9 protein-coding genes are annotated in these 18,192 nt (G+C 59.6%); 3 read left to right on the forward strand and 6 right to left on the reverse strand.

The window, feature by feature from the left end; translation table 11 throughout:
• Window positions 1-171: 171 nt before the first annotated feature.
• Genes ACIOJF_RS15785 through ACIOJF_RS15795 form a run of 3 tightly spaced genes read right to left on the reverse strand, consistent with a single transcriptional unit; the run spans window position 172 to window position 3,180 of the window.
• Window positions 172-1,407, reverse strand: coding sequence for an ABC transporter permease (locus tag ACIOJF_RS15785; RefSeq protein WP_402741862.1), 1,236 nt, complete (start codon window positions 1,405-1,407; stop codon window positions 172-174).
• Entirely contained in the window at window positions 1,404-2,111 is a 708-nt protein-coding gene (locus ACIOJF_RS15790; protein WP_105658038.1) for an ABC transporter ATP-binding protein, read from the reverse strand. The genes ACIOJF_RS15785 and ACIOJF_RS15790 overlap by 4 nt, the downstream gene beginning before the upstream one ends.
• Entirely contained in the window at window positions 2,101-3,180 is a 1,080-nt protein-coding gene (locus ACIOJF_RS15795) for an efflux RND transporter periplasmic adaptor subunit (protein WP_332488687.1), read from the reverse strand. The genes ACIOJF_RS15790 and ACIOJF_RS15795 overlap by 11 nt, the downstream gene beginning before the upstream one ends.
• 835 nt (window positions 3,181-4,015) lie before the next feature.
• On the opposite strand from ACIOJF_RS15795, the gene ACIOJF_RS15800 reads away from it, so the two are divergent.
• Complete coding sequence (locus ACIOJF_RS15800) at window positions 4,016-11,911, forward strand: LPXTG cell wall anchor domain-containing protein (RefSeq protein ID WP_402741863.1); 7,896 nt, start codon at window positions 4,016-4,018, stop codon at window positions 11,909-11,911.
• Window positions 11,912-12,078: 167 nt separating this feature from the next.
• Here ACIOJF_RS15800 and ilvD read toward each other — a convergent pair whose 3' ends face one another.
• On the reverse strand, window positions 12,079-13,998 hold the full coding sequence (gene ilvD / locus ACIOJF_RS15805; RefSeq protein WP_105661080.1) for a dihydroxy-acid dehydratase: 1,920 nt from the start codon (window positions 13,996-13,998) through the stop codon (window positions 12,079-12,081).
• A gap of 85 nt (window positions 13,999-14,083) precedes the next feature.
• Between ilvD and ACIOJF_RS15810 the strand changes: the two genes are divergently transcribed.
• Entirely contained in the window at window positions 14,084-14,863 is a 780-nt protein-coding gene (locus ACIOJF_RS15810; protein WP_402697527.1) for a helix-turn-helix transcriptional regulator, read from the forward strand.
• A gap of 434 nt (window positions 14,864-15,297) precedes the next feature.
• Here ACIOJF_RS15810 and ACIOJF_RS15815 read toward each other — a convergent pair whose 3' ends face one another.
• Together ACIOJF_RS15815 and ACIOJF_RS15820 are read right to left on the reverse strand one after the other, a co-directional pair.
• Complete coding sequence (locus ACIOJF_RS15815; RefSeq protein WP_402741864.1) at window positions 15,298-16,446, reverse strand: ATP/GTP-binding protein; 1,149 nt, start codon at window positions 16,444-16,446, stop codon at window positions 15,298-15,300.
• 142 nt (window positions 16,447-16,588) lie between these two features.
• Entirely contained in the window at window positions 16,589-17,347 is a 759-nt protein-coding gene (locus ACIOJF_RS15820; protein ID WP_332498684.1) for an alpha/beta fold hydrolase, read from the reverse strand.
• A gap of 116 nt (window positions 17,348-17,463) precedes the next feature.
• Here ACIOJF_RS15820 and ACIOJF_RS15825 point away from each other — a divergent pair, with 116 nt between their 5' ends.
• Entirely contained in the window at window positions 17,464-18,189 is a 726-nt protein-coding gene (locus ACIOJF_RS15825; protein ID WP_332489031.1) for an NrtR DNA-binding winged helix domain-containing protein, read from the forward strand.
• The last annotated feature ends 3 nt before the right edge of the window (window positions 18,190-18,192 follow it).

An 18,192-nucleotide genomic window follows, 5' to 3' on the forward strand; every position in this document is an offset into this window, starting at 1 on the left:
GTTCGCGGCCACTGAGCTGGAGAAGAACCTCTTGGTTTGAGACCTCGGCGACGGAGGCTTTCTCAACGGTCCTCGGCTACCGCAGTTAATCAGCCGACTCACCAGGGGTACGCAGAAGGCGCTGGAACGGAAGTCATGATTCCGTTCCAGCGCCTTAGCGGCATCTGCATATTAGACGCGAATAGCATCCACAATCTTGACTCGGGCTGCCACCAGCGCGGGAAGCACACCGGTCAGTGCGCCTACGGCGATGGAAACTCCCATGCCAAGTAGGGCCGCACCGATAGGGAATGCCGGCATTTGATCCAGCTCGGTAGCCATCACCATATTCAGCAGATTCTCGTTGGAGACCAAGGCAACGGAGATGAGCACGCCAATGCCACCTGCTACGGCCGTGGCCACGACGCTTTCCATCATCACCGAGAAGAATACGCGTCCGGTTGTTGCACCGAAGCTGCGTCGGATACCCACTTCGCGGATACGCTGCTTCATGGTCACCATGGCAACATTGAGCAGACTCAGGGAACCAAGCAGCAAGATGATGATTGCGATCCCGGCAACCACCATGGTCAACATCTTCAAGCTCTCATCAGCACCCCACATCAGATAATCTTCGCGGTGCGCATCAACTGTGAGACCAGGAAGTTCTGCCTGCATTTGCTGGCCGAAGTGCATGGCCAGCTCTTCGGATCCCTCGATGGGCACCCACAGCTTGTAGCTGACCTCATTGAGCGGAGCTTGCATGCCGAACCAGTGCTCATAGGTGGCCGGCAGCATCCACAGCTTGCCGCCCATGCCGTAGCTAGATGCTTTGGTGGTTCCGATGACCGTAACTGAGACGGTGTTCCCATTGCTCATCAAATCCACGGTTAAAGGCAGTCGCTGGTCTTCCAGTCCCAATTCTTTGATGAAGGTGTGGTCAACCACCGCCGCTGGGGCAAGATTCTGTGCATCTTCGGCTTCCAGCCAGCGGCCGTCAGTAACAACTAACCGGTGCATTGGAGCGTAGTCGGGATCAACCACCATGATCTCGGCATCAAGGCTCAGCCCTTGGGCTGAAGCCTTCTGGTCGTAGCTGCGTCCCATCATGGTGGTGTACTCGACCTTGAACCGGTCACTGGTCTTTTGAAAGGCCTCATCGATTTGGTCGTTGCCCGCAGGACCAGCATCCGAGTTCGGGTCGTAGGCGTAGACAACAATCATTGCTGGCCGACCCTCGCTTTCAAGGCTTTCGGTCATCATCTGACGCGCCATGCCAGCTCCGGCCAATGCCGTAGTCAACGAGGCCACCGCAATGGTGACACCAACCAAGGAGAGCAAGACGCGCAACTTGTGAATACGCAGTTCCTGCCATGCCTCCAGCAGCGCAGCAACAAAACCGGTTCCTAAGCGAGTTAAGGATTTCATCTTGCCGCCACCTCACTGAGCGGATGCAGCCGCCCGCCATCCAACTGCAGCTGTTCTCGGGCCAAGGCCGCAACATTGCTGTCGTGCGTGATGGTGATCAGGGCAGCGCCGGAATCAACCGTGGCGGAATCCAAGAGATCCATCACCGCACGTCCGGTAGTGACATCCAAGGCACCGGTGGGCTCATCGGCCAGTACGACTCGTGGCCGGCGGACCAGCGCGCGAGCGATGGCCACACGTTGCTGCTCACCACCGGAGAGGGTCTGGGGCATTGAATCCAAGCGTTTGCCCAGTCCCACGCGCTCCAAGGACTCGGTTGCTAGCTTGCGCCGATTCCAGAAGTCGCGTCCACCGGCGTACATCAGTGGAGCCATGACATTTTCCAGGGCAGTGCGTCCTGGCAGGAGGTTGAACTGCTGGAAAACGAAACCGAGGTCGCGCCCGCGTGCATGGGCCGCCTGTTTGGCGCTCAGCCGGGTCGCATCCTTGCCTCGCCACAGCAGGCTACCGTTGGTGGGCCGATCAAGCAGGCCAAGGATATTCAGCAGCGTGGACTTGCCCGTACCCGAACGGCCGACAATGGCTATGTGATCGCCTTCGGACACCGTGAGATCAATCCCGTTGAGGATATGCAGCTCGCTGTCATCGGGCAGCAGGACGCTGCGCGTGACATTCTCGAGCTTCAGCAATGGCTCACCACTCATCTGAGTAGGACTCCATATCCATCATTTCTTCAGGTGCCGGGGTGGATCCTGGGACGAAGCGGAGAATTTCCGTCTCATCCTTCAGTCCTGAAATCACCTCGATGACCTTTCCGTCGGTCACGCCAAGCTCTACCTCGGTGCGGATTTCCTTGCCGTTTTCATCCAGCCGCCACACCGCACCCTGGCCAACCAGGCCGCGAACAGCCGATACCGGTACGGTCAATACGTCCTCGGCGGTGCCTGCATCAATTTCCATGTTCATGCTCAGGCCGTCGAAAACCACGATGTCTGCAGGTACGGCACAAGAAATCTCGCTGCCCGAAGAGCTCTCCGTGGATTCTCCGGATGCCATTGGATCCATCTGCGATTCCATGTCCTGGTCTGCGGAGCCGGCGCTGGTTTTCTTCGAAGCGCTGTCACCGACAGACAGGTCCTTGCAGGTGAATGGCTCCGGTCCGCCGTCAATGGTGATCGTTGCTTCGAGGCTTTCATCGAGCAACCGGTAGCGGTCCAGCGGATCGATCGAACCGGCGGCCAAGAATTCTTGGGGCTGGATCGCGCCGAGTCCTGTGCCCTTGGTGACGTCATCGCCAACCTCGATCTGGAAAGCGCCGACCTTGCCTGTGGCCGTTGCGTAGACGTCGTGGTACTTCACCACTGGCGCAGCTTCCTGCGGTTGCTGCTCGTCTTGTGAACCTTCACTATCCGAGTCGTTGGCCTCAACGCTCTCTGGCTGGGATTCGGCGCGGACCTGGAAGATTCGATCACCGAGGGAGACATTGTCGCCTGGCTTGACGAAAGCCCAATTGACAACGCCGTCCACGGGCGCATTCAGCTCTTTCGATTCGGTGAGCTTAATGGTTCCGGGAATGGACAGCTTGTTCTCTACCGTGGCTTTCTCAGCAAAGATGGTCTCTGCCGGGATCTCTCCGGTGGGGAACAGGTCATCGTCGGCGCTGGCAGTGCCGCCGGCAAACGCGAGTTTCACGAGGCTGACGGCGATCAAGGCGCCGATAACTAGCCATGCAGCGGGAAGGAATATGCGACGGAACGCGCGTCGTTGGCTCATAGGGTTGCTCTTTTCACCATTCAATGATTACCAAAGTGTTCAGCAACTACCAAGCTCAAACGGAGAAAACACGCAACCTTTATCAGATTGAGATTTATTTTTACTTTGCAGGTCAGACCGGGTACTCAAATTAGTAGTTGAAGGTCGTAGTGAATCTTCTCGACGTCCCGGGGTGAAGCGGGGCAGTCTCCGGGGCTCGATGCCGCGGAGCTCTTCGGTGGATGTGGAGCTCCCGAGGCGTAGTGCCATTGCTTCTGTACTGGCCCCGGGGTCGGCAGGATTGTTCCAGGCCGGTTTCTGCCAAGCCTTTCGGGTGCCGCGGGCGAGCGGGGGTGCCAAAGCCGCTGTCGCAGAGCATCGACCTTCATTGCTGTCCGCTAGGGCCTGAATCGTGAATTTGGCAGGTGACAAGCACGTTTAATCCATGGGCAAAGAAGTGCACCGATCGCTTCATTTTCAGCCAAATTTATTTCCTTCCATTTGCTGGCACAAAGCCGAATGCCGGCGTAGGATGTCGGCATATCGTTGTCTTGAATTGGGGGATTTAAAGACGAATTGAAACACTCGCATTCATTTCGCATCTTTAGATGCATTGGGGAACTTATCCTGAGCAGTTGAGCCACATGGGGTGGCTGAATCATGGGCCAGGCTTTCATTATCTGAGGTCAAAGCCTTACTATAGCTCGCTCTTTTTCGGGTGGATCGCTCCTGCACGCCGCGCGATCCACTCAGGACATTCTTGTATGGGGGAGAAATGTCTAGGCATCAAAGGCGTGGCACTCTTGTGCCAAATTTGCGCCGTAAAACAGCTTTAAACAGATTATTAAAAGGATTCTTGGCGATAATTTCGTCGATTTCCTTGTGCTTTGTCATGACCATTCCGGGCATGGCAGTTGCTGCCGAAACTTCTGTTGGGGAAGAAGTCGAGGCCACACAGCAGGGGACTGAACCGGAGAACTCTGAATCGGTCCTGGCCACCGGCTCGGCGGAGGAAACCAAGGCCGAAGCCGACGAATCGTCCACGGCTGACACGGGGGAAGAACAGCCAGCTGCTGAAGCAGTAGACAGCGCCAAGACCTCGGCGCCAGAGGAAGAAGCAGCGGCCGAACCCGAGTCCGCCCCTGCACCGGCACCGGCAACTCAGAAGCCAGAAAAGCCAAAAGCTGTGGAAACCACGCAGCCGGCACCCGAAGCGCAACCTGTGGAATCAGCTGCGCCCAAGACAGAGAAGAAGCCAGTGGACAAGGCTTCACCGGAACTTGCGCAGCCGAAGGCCGAAGTTTCGGAATCGGAAGATTCTACCGGGTCCTCGACAGCGGCCCGCGAGCCGATCACGGCCGCTGCCCTTGAGTCAGGTGCTCCGCGGATTTGCGAGTACAACGAAGGAGACGGCTCGGTCGACACCTTCATGCAGAAGTCCGATGAGATGCCCGCCTTCGCCAACGGCAATGTCCACGACGGGCTCTATGAGGGCGGTGTGGTTCACCAGCGCTTGGAAATGACATTGCCCGCAGGCGAAAACGAGCTGGTCATCAATTACCAGGTCAAGAAGGCCGGCAAATGGGCCTATGACTATTTGCTCAACGAGACAGTGGACGGCGCGAACATCACCGGCTGGACTGTCGATGAAGGCGCCGGGAACGACCGCGTCGACACCGTCTTCATCACATTGATGGTCGACGGAGAAGAAGGCGACGAGTCAAGCGTCACCCTCTACTTCGATGCGCATATCGCCTCGGAGCTGGATCACGGCCCGGGCACCGGTGCTTCCTCAATCAACGGTTCGCCGTACCACGTCCTGATCTCGTCGTTGAACTGCAAGTCCATTGGACAACGCGACAACCAGATCCAGGCCGGTGCGGTCCAAGCCGGTTCCGTAACCGTCATCAAGGACGCGGTTCCTGCCGACGGCACGGATTTCGACTTCACCCTCGCCGAGGACCGCTTCGGCGACTCGACATCATTCAACCTCGATGACAGTGCCGATTCCGATACCGGCGCGAGCTTGCCGCAGAGCGTCACCTACACCGTGGCGCCAGCTACGATCACCGTCACCGAAGAGGACTTGCCAGCTGGCTGGAATCTTTCCTCGATCGCCTGCACCGGCGCCGCCGCTATCCGCAGCGGTTCGGCCATCACTTTCAACCTGGGCGACAACGATGAAGTCACCTGTACCTTCACCAACACGAAGACCACCTACGACGAGCTCACGGTCCACAAGGATGTGCAGGCATCCTATGACCGCGACTACGACTGGGATCTGGACAAGTCGCTGGCCGAGGGCCAGCAAGCCACAGTGAAGGCCACGGCCACCGGAGTGGACGTCGACTACAACGTGGTCGCCACCGCCAGCGAGGCCCAGGACAGCAACTTCCAGCTCTCCGGCACCATTACCGTGATGAACCCGAATGACACGGAGATATCCGGGATCACGCTGGCCGACCAGCTTGATGGAGCCAATTGCGTCATCTCCGCTGGCGGATCGCCGATCGCCAATCCGGTGACCATCCAGCCCGGCGAGAATTCCTTCACCTATGAATGCGACCTGCCCGAGGGAACCAGTGCCGCCAGCGCCGGCACCAACACGGTCAGTGCAACCTGGGACCCGGAGGCCTACTATGGCACCGATGGCCAAGCCAGCGCCTCGGCCGACTACGATTTCGCGTCCGTCTCGCCAACGGTGACCGACGATGAAGTCACCGTTACCGATAGCGAAATCGACCTTTCGGGCATCGCCGGCGGTAACACCGTTACAGCCGGGGAAAGCCCGAAGTCCTTCGCGTACACCATCGAGTGGGACGGCGTGCTCGGAGAATGCACCGACTACCAGAACATCGCCAGCCTCGCCGCAGACGACGGTGAAACGCTGACGGACAATGCCACCGTGGAAGTCTGCATCGGCCAGGACCTGGCTATCGAGAAACTGGTCGTGTCCAGTTTCAACCGCAGCTACGACTGGAGCATCGCCAAGGACGCAGTAGGCGAGCAGCCATTCACCGCGGATCCGGAAACCGGCGAATTCACCGCGCAATACTCCGTCACTGTCACTCCCGAAAGCTATTCGGACAGCGACTGGGCCATGAGCGGAACCATCACGGTATCCAACCCCAATGACTGGCAAGCCATTGACGTGACCGTCACCGACCAGGTCGATGTGGGCGGGGACGCAACCTGCCAGGTGGTCGGCATTGCCGGCGAACCGGACACGCTGGACGCCGATCCGGTGGCACCGGACTTCCAGGCAACACTGGATGCCTCCCAAACGCTGACCTTCAGCTACAGCTGCACCTTCGGATCGCAGCCGAACTACGAGGGCAGCAACACCGCCGAAGTGACGTGGTCCTCCAGCGCGGCCTCCACCGCTTCGGGCAGCGCCACCGAAGTTGTACCGGTGGATGCAGGCGACTGGACGCAGACACCACTGAACCAGACGGTGACCGTGACCGACCCGCTGCATGAGTTCGATCCGGCCTGGACCATCAATTACTCCGATGGCCCGCAGACTCGGACCTATGAATACACCTGGACCGTGGACGAGGCCGGCACGTGCCAGAGCTTCATGAACACCGCCACGATCACCGGCAGCAACCAGCTGGTCAAGAGCGATGACGCCCAGGTCGAAGCGTGCCGCCAGGCAGGGCTGACCGTCACCAAGGACGTGACGGCCTCCTATGACCGCACCTACTTGTGGAGCATCGACAAGCAGCTGGCCGAGGGCCAGTCGCCAGATGCCGTGGTCGAGGAAGACGGAACCGCTACCGTTCACTACACGGTGCTGGTGGACAACACCGGCTACGAGGATTCCGGGCAGCAGCTTTCCGGATCCATTACCGTGGCCAATCCCAACGAATTCGAAGACCTCGAAGTGACGATCAGCGACGAGAATACCCTCTCGGCCGCCTGCAACACCGTGGCCGAGGACTCGAATCCGGGGATGGAAGGCATGCAGCAGGTGGTGCCGCGCATCGGCTCGATCACCGTGGACTACAACTGCGATGCATCGGCCGTGGCGGAAGCCGATTACACCGGCCACACCAACACGGCGGTGGTCACCTGGGGTGATGGGCTGCAGGCTGAGAGCCAGCCGGTACCCATCGACTTCACCCTGGATGAGAGCACCGATGATTCCGTTGGCGTCTGGGATGACCAGGCTGATCCTTCCGGGGACCCGGTACTGCTGGGCACGGTCCACTACGCCGACGCCCCGCAGAGATTCAGCTACGAGATCACCTACGAAGTGCCGCGCGATGAATGCCTGGTCTTCACGAATACCGCGTGGGTGGATCTGGCCGGCGAGGACATCGAGGACTCGCAGGACGTGGGCATCTGCGACCAGAAGAATCTGGTTATCACCAAGGACGTGGACGCCAGCTACGCACGCGACTACGACTGGTCGCTTCACAAGCAGGTTGACCATAGCGAATTCACGGTCGCCGGCAACGGCACGATCACCGCGCACTACACGGTAGTGGCCACCGCCGGCGAAGCGCAGGACAGCGCGAAGCAGGTGTCCGGAACCATCACCATCAGCAACCCGAACACGCAAGTCGGGGACCTGGCGGCCACGGTCACCGATGTGCTCTCCATCCCGTCGGCCAGCTGCACCATCGAGGGCACCGATGCGGATGAAACCGCCGGCGGTTTCCAGCTCGTGCTCGGTGACGGGGAAAGCACCACCCTGGGCTACAACTGCCAGGTCCCGGCGGACACCGACATCACCGCCCAGTACACGAACACCGCAACCGTGGCCTGGGGCCAGGAACGCCAGGCTGAAACGGACGTCGATTTCGGGTTCGAGCAGGCCCTGCTGACCGACGGCGAAGTCGCCATCACCGATGACCAGACCGTTGAAGGACAGGTAACGGTCCTTGGCACCGCCAAGGCCCAGGAATCGCCGAAGACCTTCGAGTACGACGTGGAACTGGATGGCGTGGCAGGAACCTGCACCGAGTACACCAACACCGCGGTGCTCGATGAGGCCACCGGCGAGGGCGAAGAGAACACGGCTTCGGCCAGCGCCACGGTGTGCGCCGGCGCCGATCTGGATATCGCCAAGAACGTCGTGACCTCCTTCGACCGCTCCTACCTGTGGTCGCTGGACAAGGAACTGCTCTCCGGGCAACCGCTGGCAGCCAACCCCAATACCGGTGAAGCCACCGCGAACTACCGGATCACCGTGACCCCCGAAGGCCACGAGGATGGCAATTGGGCGATGAGCGGAGAAATCACGCTCGCCAACCCGAACGACTGGCAAGACGCGCCGATCACGGTGCAGGACTTCGCCGATGTCGGCGGGGACGTGAGCTGCACGATCACCGGGGTGCAGGGCGAAGCGGTGGCGGACATGTCCGCCGGGCAAGCCGGCTTCCAAACGGTGATCCCCGCAGGAGCCGAATGGGTGATGACCTACTCGTGCACCTTCGAATCCCAGCCGGAGTACAACGGCAGCAACACCGCCACCGTGGATTGGGATGCCCAGGCGCTGAGCACGGTCAACGGCCAGGACTCGGATACCGTACAGATCTCGGAAGCCGACTGGACCCAGACGCCGCTGAACGACACGGTGACCATCACGGACAGCGCTCATGAGTTCGATCCGGCGTGGACAGTGGATGTGGCCGATGGGCCGCAAAGCCGGGACTACTCGGTGACGTGGACCGTGGACCAGGCAGGCACCTGCCAGGTATTCGAGAACGTCGCCACGCTCACCGGCGATGACGGATTCACCGCGACGGACAATGCGCTCGCCGAAGCCTGCCGCGAGGCGGCCTTGGAGATCAGCAAGACCGTCGAAGCCGAGTACGACCGCACCTACCAATGGCAGATCGAGAAGTCGCTGGCCGAAGGCCAGGACCAGCAGATCACCACCAACGGTGCGGCCAGCGAACCGGTGGACTACGTGATCAAGGTGGAGAACACCGGGTACGAGGATTCGGGATGGGTGCTGGAAGGCCAGATCACCATCACCAACCCGAACCAGTACACGGGCATTGACGCCAGGATCCAGGACGTTGTCGATCTGGAATCGATCACCTGCACCACTTCGGAATCGCTGGTGAGCATCCCGGCCAACGGGATGATCACCGTCGGCTACAGCTGCGATGTATCCGCGGGAGTCGATGCCGGTTCCTACAGCGGCGGCACCAACACCGCCATGGTCAGCTGGGGCGATGACCGGGCATCGAGCGCGCAGGTGCCAATCGAATTCGCCATTGACTCCCAAATCGATCGGGAGGTCGAGATCTGGGATGACCAGTCGAATCCACAAGAGCCGGTGCTGATGCGCACCGTGGACATTGATGATTCGCCGGTGCTCATCGAGTACCAGCTGGAACATGATGCTCCCGCCGGTGAATGCATGAGCTACACGAACACCGCATGGGTTGATATCCAGGCGGGGGAGGATCCGAGGGATGAGGCGACCGTGCAGCTCTGCGGCTTGCTCGATCTGATGATTGCCAAGGATGCCGGGGCCAGCTTCGATCGGACCTACCTTTGGGATCTTGAGAAGAAGGTAGACCGCACCGAGGTCACTGTCGCCGAGGACGGCACCGCCGACTTCTCCTACACCGTTTCGGCCATTCCGGACGGTTCGGAGGATTCGGGCCATGAAGTGAACGGCATGATCATCCTGGTGAATCCGAACCACTTCGAAGCAGCCTCGACGGTAGCCACCATCACCGACGAGATCAGCATTGAAGGGGTCACGTGCACCATCGACGCCGAGGACGCCGATCCGCAAACCGAGGGTCTTCAAGTCGCGGTCCCGGTGGGCAGCGACGGAGCCGGAGCCACGGTGCAACTGCCATACAGCTGCTCGGGTACCCCCGCCCAGCTGCACGGCAGCAACACGGTTACCGCAACCTGGGGCGAGGGTTCGGTGGCCACGTCAACCGCACCGGTGGACTACCTGCTGGATGCTGAAACCGATCAGCAGGTCACCGTCATCGATGACAAGACCAATCCCGAGTCGCCGGTAGTGCTGGGCGAAGCGATCTGGAATGCCGAAGGCACCCCGGTCGACTTCGACTACACCCTGCGCCACCAGGCCCAGGCCGGCACCTGCAACGAGTTCACCAACACCGCGGTGATCCAGCAGACCGGGGCCGAGGATTCGACCACCGTCACCCTCTGCGGACAGAAGGCCCTGGGCCTGCAGAAGACCGCGCAGGGGCTGGTGGACCTGGATTACGAATGGGAGGTAGAAAAGCGGATCGACCAGAGCAAGCTCACCGCGAACGAGGATGGAACCTTCACCGCGCACTACTGGGTTCAGGCTCGCAACACCGCAGCCGTTGAGCAGAACTTGCGGCTGGCCGGTGAAGTGATGGTGCAGAACCCGAATGATTTCGGTTCCATCACCGCCACCTTGGAAGACCGGATCGATACCGCTGGCACCAGCTGCCGGATCGATCTGGAAGATGCCGATGAAGCGGCCGCTGGATTGCAGGTCGTGCTCGATGCCGGGGAGAACTTGGGGGCCCGGTATGAATGCGACCTCGCTAGCTGGCTCACCACCGATGCCTTCGAAGGAGCAGTCAATACGGTGATTGCCTCCTTCGATGACCGCGAAGTGCGTGCCGAAGCACCGGTTGATTTCCAGATCGATGCAGTCACGGACGAATCGGTGAGAGTCACCGACGACATGATGGATCCTGGCGCCGAACCGAAGGTGCTCGGGGTAGTCCATGTCCCGCAAGCTCCCATGCAGTTCGAATACGAACAGGTGCTGGAACCCGAAGCGGGAACCTGCACGGTATACACCAATACAGCGGCAGTCCATGAGAGTACCGACGGCAACGGCAAGGACGAATCCTCGGTGGACCTGCAACTGTGCATCGAGCAGGGCCTGATGATCGCCAAGAGCGCCGACGCCCAGTACGTCAGGGACTACGACTGGTCGACCCGCAAGGACGCGAAGGAAACGAAGTTCGAGGTTGACCCGGACGGGCAGGCCACGGCCAAGTACACGGTCCAGGCGATGCTGGAGGATTACGAAGACCAGGACTTCACCGTCACCGGTGAGATCACCGTGGCCAATCCGAATGACTTCAAGGACACGCAAGTGCTCCTGGAAGACAAGCTATCCATCGACGGGGCCAGCTGCTCCATCGAAGGATTGGTGGAGGGGAAGCTGGAGCTTGCGGCCGGGGAAACCAGCACCGTGAAGTACAGCTGCACCTTCGAAACACCTGTTGCCGAGGCCGACTACACCGGCCACGAGAACACGGTGAACGCCAGCTGGACCGACGTGGAAGGGACAACCCGCACGGTCCGTGCCAAGGCTCCGCTGGAATTCGAGGCGGCAACGGCCACCGATGAAATGGTGACGGTCTTCGATGACTACACCAATCCCGGCCAGCCGCGGGAACTGGGCACGGTCAAGGCCGAAGAGCAGAGCAAGAAGTTCACGTACGAACTGGTCTTGGACGGCGTAGCCGGCACGTGCCAGACGATGACGAATACGGCCTCGATACCGGAGAAGTCCGGCGAGGATGGGAACAATTCGGATTCGGCGGATGTGGAAGTTTGCTCCGAGGCTCCGCAGGCAGCGCCACCGGCACCACCGGTTCCGCCGGCTCCGCCAGCGCCGGCAGCACCACCTGCCCCGCCAGCACCGCTTGCGGCAACCGGCCTTGACCAGGGCTCGTTGTGGCTGGCAGGGGCTGCAGGGATGGTGATTATCGCCGGAGCATTGATCCTGCTTCGGTACCGTCGCCGGAACCCATAGTCCGCGCGCCAGCTGGATGCCGGTCTTGCCTTTTGAGGCAGCGCCGGCATTCGGCATGCGGGGAACAATCCCTGCTGCTTCGGGGCTAGTGCCTTGGAAACAGAACAGGCCCGGTCCGCTTATTCGCATAAGTGGTCCGGGCCTGTTGCCATGGTCAAGCCTTCTGGCTAGATTTGGGCCGCGCTTTGGGCTGCGGCTTCACGCTCATCGGCTTCGCGCATGGCACGCTCTACGCGATCCACGTCGCGGACTGCACCCTTGTCAGCGGACAACGCCATGGCGGCGTAGGCACGCAACGCAGGGGAGACCACGCGCTCGCGGCTCTTCGGGCGGTAGCCGGTGGTAGCGATCAAGCGCTCGCGGCGTTGTGCCAAGACCTCGTCAGAGACGTTCAGGGTCAGCTCGCGGGTCGGGATATCGATGGAGATGGTATCGCCATCTTCCACCAGGGCGATCATGCCACCGGACGCGGCCTCGGGGGAGACGTGCCCGATGGACAGGCCCGAGGTGCCACCGGAGAAGCGGCCATCGGTGATCAGTGCGCAGGCCTTGCCCAGGCCGCGGCCCTTGAGGAACGAGGTGGGGTAGAGCATTTCCTGCATGCCCGGCCCGCCCTTGGGACCTTCGTAGCGGATGACTACTACGTCGCCTTCCTTCACCTGCTTGTTCAGGATCTTCTCCACGGCTTCATCCTGCGATTCGCAGACCACTGCCGGGCCGGAGAAGGTCCAGATCGAAGGGTCAACGCCAGCGGTCTTGACCACTGCACCGTCCACGGCGATATTGCCGCGCAGTACGGCCAGGCCGCCGTCCTTGGAGTAGGCATTCTCAACCGAGTGGATGCAGCCTTCTGCATCATCGGTGTCCAGCGCCGCCCACCGCTCGGACTGCGAGAAGGCGGTGGAGGAGCGCACGCCGCCCGGGGCCGCGTGCCACAGGTCGAAGGATTCCTCCTTGGCCTTGCCGCTGCGGATATCCCAGTCATCGAGCCATTCGCCCAGGGTTGCCGAGTGAACCGTGTGCACGGTTTCATCCAGCAGGCCGCCGCGGCGCAGCTCGCCGAGGATTGCGGGGATGCCACCGGCACGGTGGACATCTTCCATGTAGTAGATGGTGCCGTTGCCGGCAGCGTTGGGTGCAACCTTGGCCAGGCACGGGACACGGCGGGACACTTCATCGATCTCATCGAGGCCGAATTCCACGCCGGCCTCGCGGGCGGCGGCCAGCAGGTGCAAGATGGTGTTGGTGGAACCGCCCATGGCGATATCCAGCGCCATGGCGTTGCCGAAGGCCTTCTTGGTGGCGATGCTGCGTGGCAGGACCGTCTCGTCGTCTTCGCCGTAGTAGCGGTTGGCGATATCGACTACCAGCTTGCCGGCGTTTTCATACAGGTCCTTGCGGGCCGTGTGGGTAGCCAGGGTGGAGCCGTTGCCCGGCAGGGACAAGCCCATGGCCTCGGTCAGGCAGTTCATCGAGTTGGCGGTGAACATGCCCGAGCAGGAGCCGCAGGTTGGGCAGGCCGACTCTTCGATGCGCAGCAGGTCTGCATCCGATACGTTCTCGTTCACGGCCTCGGAGATGGCGTCCACCAGGTCCAAGGTGCGCACGGTGCCGTCAACCAAAGTGGCGCGGCCGGCTTCCATCGGTCCACCGGAGACGAAGACCGTAGGGATGTTCAGGCGCAATGCGGCCATCAGCATGCCCGGGGTGATCTTGTCGCAGTTCGAGATGCAGATCAGCGCGTCGGCACAGTGGGCATTGACCATGTATTCCACGGAGTCGGCAATGAGGTCGCGCGATGGCAGCGAGTAGAGCATGCCTCCGTGGCCCATGGCGATGCCGTCGTCCACGGCAATGGTGTTGAATTCGCGGGGGATGCCACCGGCGGCAGTGATGGCGTCGGAGACAATGCGGCCTACCGGCTGCAGGTGGGTGTGCCCTGGAACGAATTCAGTGAAGCTGTTGGAGACAGCGATAATCGGCTTGCGCCCGAGGTCAGCGCCGTTCACGCCGGCTGCGCGGAACAGTGCGCGAGCGCCGGCCATATTGCGGCCATGGGTGACAGTGTGTGAACGAAGTGTGGTCATACCTAAAATCTCACCATATATTTGCCCTCAAACCCAGACGGTGACGATACTAGTAGTACTACTACCATGCAATGAGGTTTACCCCGTGACTCCAAGTCAAAGACGTCGCGAAGAACTCGCGGCATTCCTCAAGGACCGCCGAGCCCGGGCTGACAGGGCTTCCCATGGATTGCCGGAGATCGGACGCAGCCGGGTGCGCGGCCTGCGCCGCGAGGAGGTCGCCACCTTGGCCGGCGTTTCTGTTACCTGGTACACCTGGCTTGAGCAGGCCCGCGACATCAATCCCTCGCGCCAGGTTCTGCAGTCCTTGGCACGGCTGTTCCGGCTCACCCCGGTGGAATCCTCGTACCTGTTTTCTCTGGCTGGGCACGGTGAGCTTGACCCGATTGGCACCGGCGGCATGACTCCAGCCCTGCAGCGTTTGCTCGATGCTTTGCAGTTCCCGGCCTTCCTGCTCTCCGCCGACTGGACCATCCTGGGCTGGAATGAGGCCTATGAACAGCTGTATCCGCGGGTGGCTTCACTGGACAGCGAAGATCGGAACCTGTTGTGGCTCGTTTTCACCGATGCGCAATTGCGTGAGATGCTCCCGGATTGGGAAGTGCAAAGCCGCGGTTTCGTGGGAAGCTTCCGTGCCGAAACGCGTGGATGGCTCAGCCCATCGGGGGACAGCGGCATTGTTGCCCGGGTCTCGGCGGCCTCCCCGGAATTCGCCGCTATCTGGAATGAACGGGACGTTGCCGGTTTCCGTACTGGTGAACGGGTGTTCCGGCACCCAGCTAAAGGCCTGACCCGCTATGAGCAGCACAACCTGACCCCTACCGAAGCCTCGGACCTGACCTTGTTGATGTACACGCCGCTGTAGATGGAACCGATTTCGCAATGAGTTTGTCGTAGGGAGAGCTTCGTAACAGAACGCATCACATTGCCATTCGGTTCCAGTACTGCAAATTAGTCCCGAAACCGAACGCTCCGTTTAAAGATCCTTATCCCAAATTTCACTGTATTCCGTGCTGAAGGCGGGCCAAATTTTGGATCGAACATCATCGAGACACGAAATGCCCTTCATATCGTCGCCTGTGAGGACAAATTCATGAGGAATGACTCGGCCCGATCTGTCCTTGCGGTCCAGCGGATCAGCGAAACGAATAGCTATGGAATCGGCGTCTCGGTGGAATACTTCTAATTCGTCGTCGACTTCAGAAAACGCTCGATTGTAGAATTCCAGAGGCTTTTCGTGACTCCCATCTCGAAGAAATCGAAATCCCCAAATCCTGCCCCGTGTGGCCCAAATGACGCTCAACGTGGGCTCCTGAGCAATACCTTGTCAGATTCAGCTTGTGAGAGTTCTAATTGGAAACCCGCAATAATGGCACTGATAAAGTCCTTCTTCTGTATTGCCTTCTTCTGGAGTTTCTCCAAACCTTCATCCGCCATGTTTGCTACGTGAGCCATAGCTTGTGGCTGGACATGATTAAATAGCGATGCGATGCGATTGGGGAATCGATGTTGGACCAGTTGAACCGCCGCAGCGATTAGTCCTACGCCATTTAGCAGTTCTTTCGCAACCTTGCCGGGCAGGACACGTGCATTCGCCCAGCGAAGATGGCGTTGCATTGGCAGCGCTGAAGCGAGGGGTAGGACCAGATTGATGCCAACGCGATCACCGAGATCGATATGGCCAGATTCAAATTTCGCTGATGATGTCAGCACGAAGTCTTCCCCCACAGACAGTGCTTCATTTCCAGTGACAAACCCTGACAAAATTTGCCGGAGATCTGCGATTTCGCCTGCGACCTTACCGATCAAAAGATCGCGAAAACGATACGCATCATAATCTGGCAGCAAGTCACATTTCGTCAGTGCAAACATCCAGATTCGAGGGAACCTGACGAGCTTCTTGCCATCATGCAGCAATTCGTCTTGAAGTGATAGGAGAGTGCTCTTGAGATTTCCTAGCAAGGACTTGAGGTAACGCTCGATGTCGTCGTCATCGTCAAGGAGTCGCGAACTGTCGACGAGGATCAAGGCAACGTCCGACCGGATCAAGTCGTTGAAGGTCTTCAGACGGATCTCGGCTTCTTCTTCAGTATTGGCTCCGTGGCTGAGCCATTCGCCTGGATAATCGTGCCATACGAGCCTGAGCGCATTGAAAGGGATGCTCGGATGGTTTTGTCCGTTGTTTTCTTTCAGCTTTAAAGTGAATGAGTACGTTTCGTTATTGAAGCGGTTGGCTAGCGGTGTGCGCGAATTTTCCCGCATTCCCAAGTAGTTCTTATGAAGTTTTGCACCCTGCTTAAAGTCGTCGGCAACTATCCGATAGAGGTTGCGTTCGGTGAACTCCGGTTCTTGCGCGGCTCCGTATAAAGCGGACAGTAGAACTGTTTTTCCGCTACCACTTTCGCCGAAGACAGCAATGTGCTGCTCAGGTGTTTTAGTACTCGCCATGGAATCATTCCTCAGGCTTATCGCGCAATTAGCGCTGTCAATCGATTTCTGTTGGGATCAGCTTATAGGCATACAGCGACGAAAGGGCGGAGGTGTCTAATAGGCGAACTATTTTGACTGCAGAGTAGCGGCGAAATGTAAATTATAAGAATTCAGCATTAACGAAGTTTAGTGCCTTTTCCTTGAACTCGCGGCTGGTTACCGCGTTGGCGTGATTGCGTCCTGCCAGCCACAGCACTTCATTGCGTGTTCCTTCGTCCTTCAGGAGGCGACGCAAATGCGGCATGGTGGTCGCGAGATCATCCTGGTCTCCGGCGACCAGCAAGGTGGGAACCGATGGCACCTTGGCTGCCGGATCGTAGGGCTCGGATTTGATTGCCTCAATCAGCTCAAAGAGCGCCGATAGATCATTGGACGGTTCAGCCTCGGCAATCCGCATGATGGCGGCGGTGTAGTCGTCATGGATCTTTTCGCCCGTCTCAACGTAGGTGCGGGCCTGGTCCAATTCGAAGGCGGCCAGCGGATCACCGGCTCCTGGACCCCCGATGACCAAATGATTCACCAAATCCGGATTGAAAGCGGCGAATTCCCAGGCCAGCCGGGAACCCAAAGAGTAGCCGATGACATCTACGGGTCCATCGTCCAGATCCATCACGATGGCAGCCAGGGCCTGGCGAATCTGGCTTGGTGCCCAGCTGCCGTCGTTGCGGCGAGGATCTTCTCCATGGCCCGGCAAATCAACCAGAAGGACATCGCGTCCTGCATCAGTGAAATATTTCAGCCACCGCGAGCGGTCCCAATTCAGTTCGCCGGATGAGGCGAAGCCGTGGATGAAAAGCACGGATGGGCTTTTCACCTCAGCGTTTGCGCGAACCACTCGAAGATTCAGATCCAATGTCATGCCATTGATCATAGGTCATTCACCCTTGAAATGTGATCTGGGCTAGCGCCTCAAGAGCGTTAATGTCAGAATGACTCTAACGAATCCGAATGTGCTGAAAACGAGGCAAATAAGAAATGTCATCCGTACCGGGTTGGGCGAATGTCGACGAACGCCGCAACCTCCCGCCCGCTCTTGCGGTTTCCACTGTGATCCTGGGAATCCGTGAAGGCAAAGATGGCGGACCCGACAAACTCTGCTTGCCAGTGGTACGCCGCATTCGCCAACCCCACACTGGAATGTGGGCGCTGCCAGGCGGACCAGTTGATCCGCGGGAATCCCTCGGCCAAGCGGCAGGGCGCAACCTTGCTGAAACCACAGGCCTACGCCCCACCTATCTGGAACAGCTCTACACCTTCGGGGATATCGACCGCTCGCCAACCCACCGCCTAGTCACCATCGCCTACTTTGCGCTGCTGAACGCTGACCAGGTCGGTGCCACCGTCCAAGACGACAACGTGGCCTGGTTCGATATCGATGATCCGCAGATTGCCCAGATGGCTTTCGACCACCGAAAGATCTTGGACTACGCCATGTGGAGGCTGCGCAACAAGACCGAGTACGGGCAGATAGCGCATCGATTGCTAGGAGAACGCTTCACCCTGGCGGCCCTGCGCGGAGTCTATGAAGCTATCCTCGGACGCCGCCTGGATCCTGCGAACTTCCGCCGAACGCTCAAGAACACTGCCTCCATCGAGGAGACCGATGAGTATCTGGCCGGCGGACAGCACCGGCCGCCACGGTTATACCGCTACGTGGGCCACGGACCAGACCCGTTGGAAGTCGACCCGCTGCACGACTAGCAA

Origin of the sequence: Glutamicibacter sp. NPDC087831 (genome assembly GCF_044742845.1) — a bacterium.
Lineage (GTDB): Bacteria > Actinomycetota > Actinomycetes > Actinomycetales > Micrococcaceae > Glutamicibacter.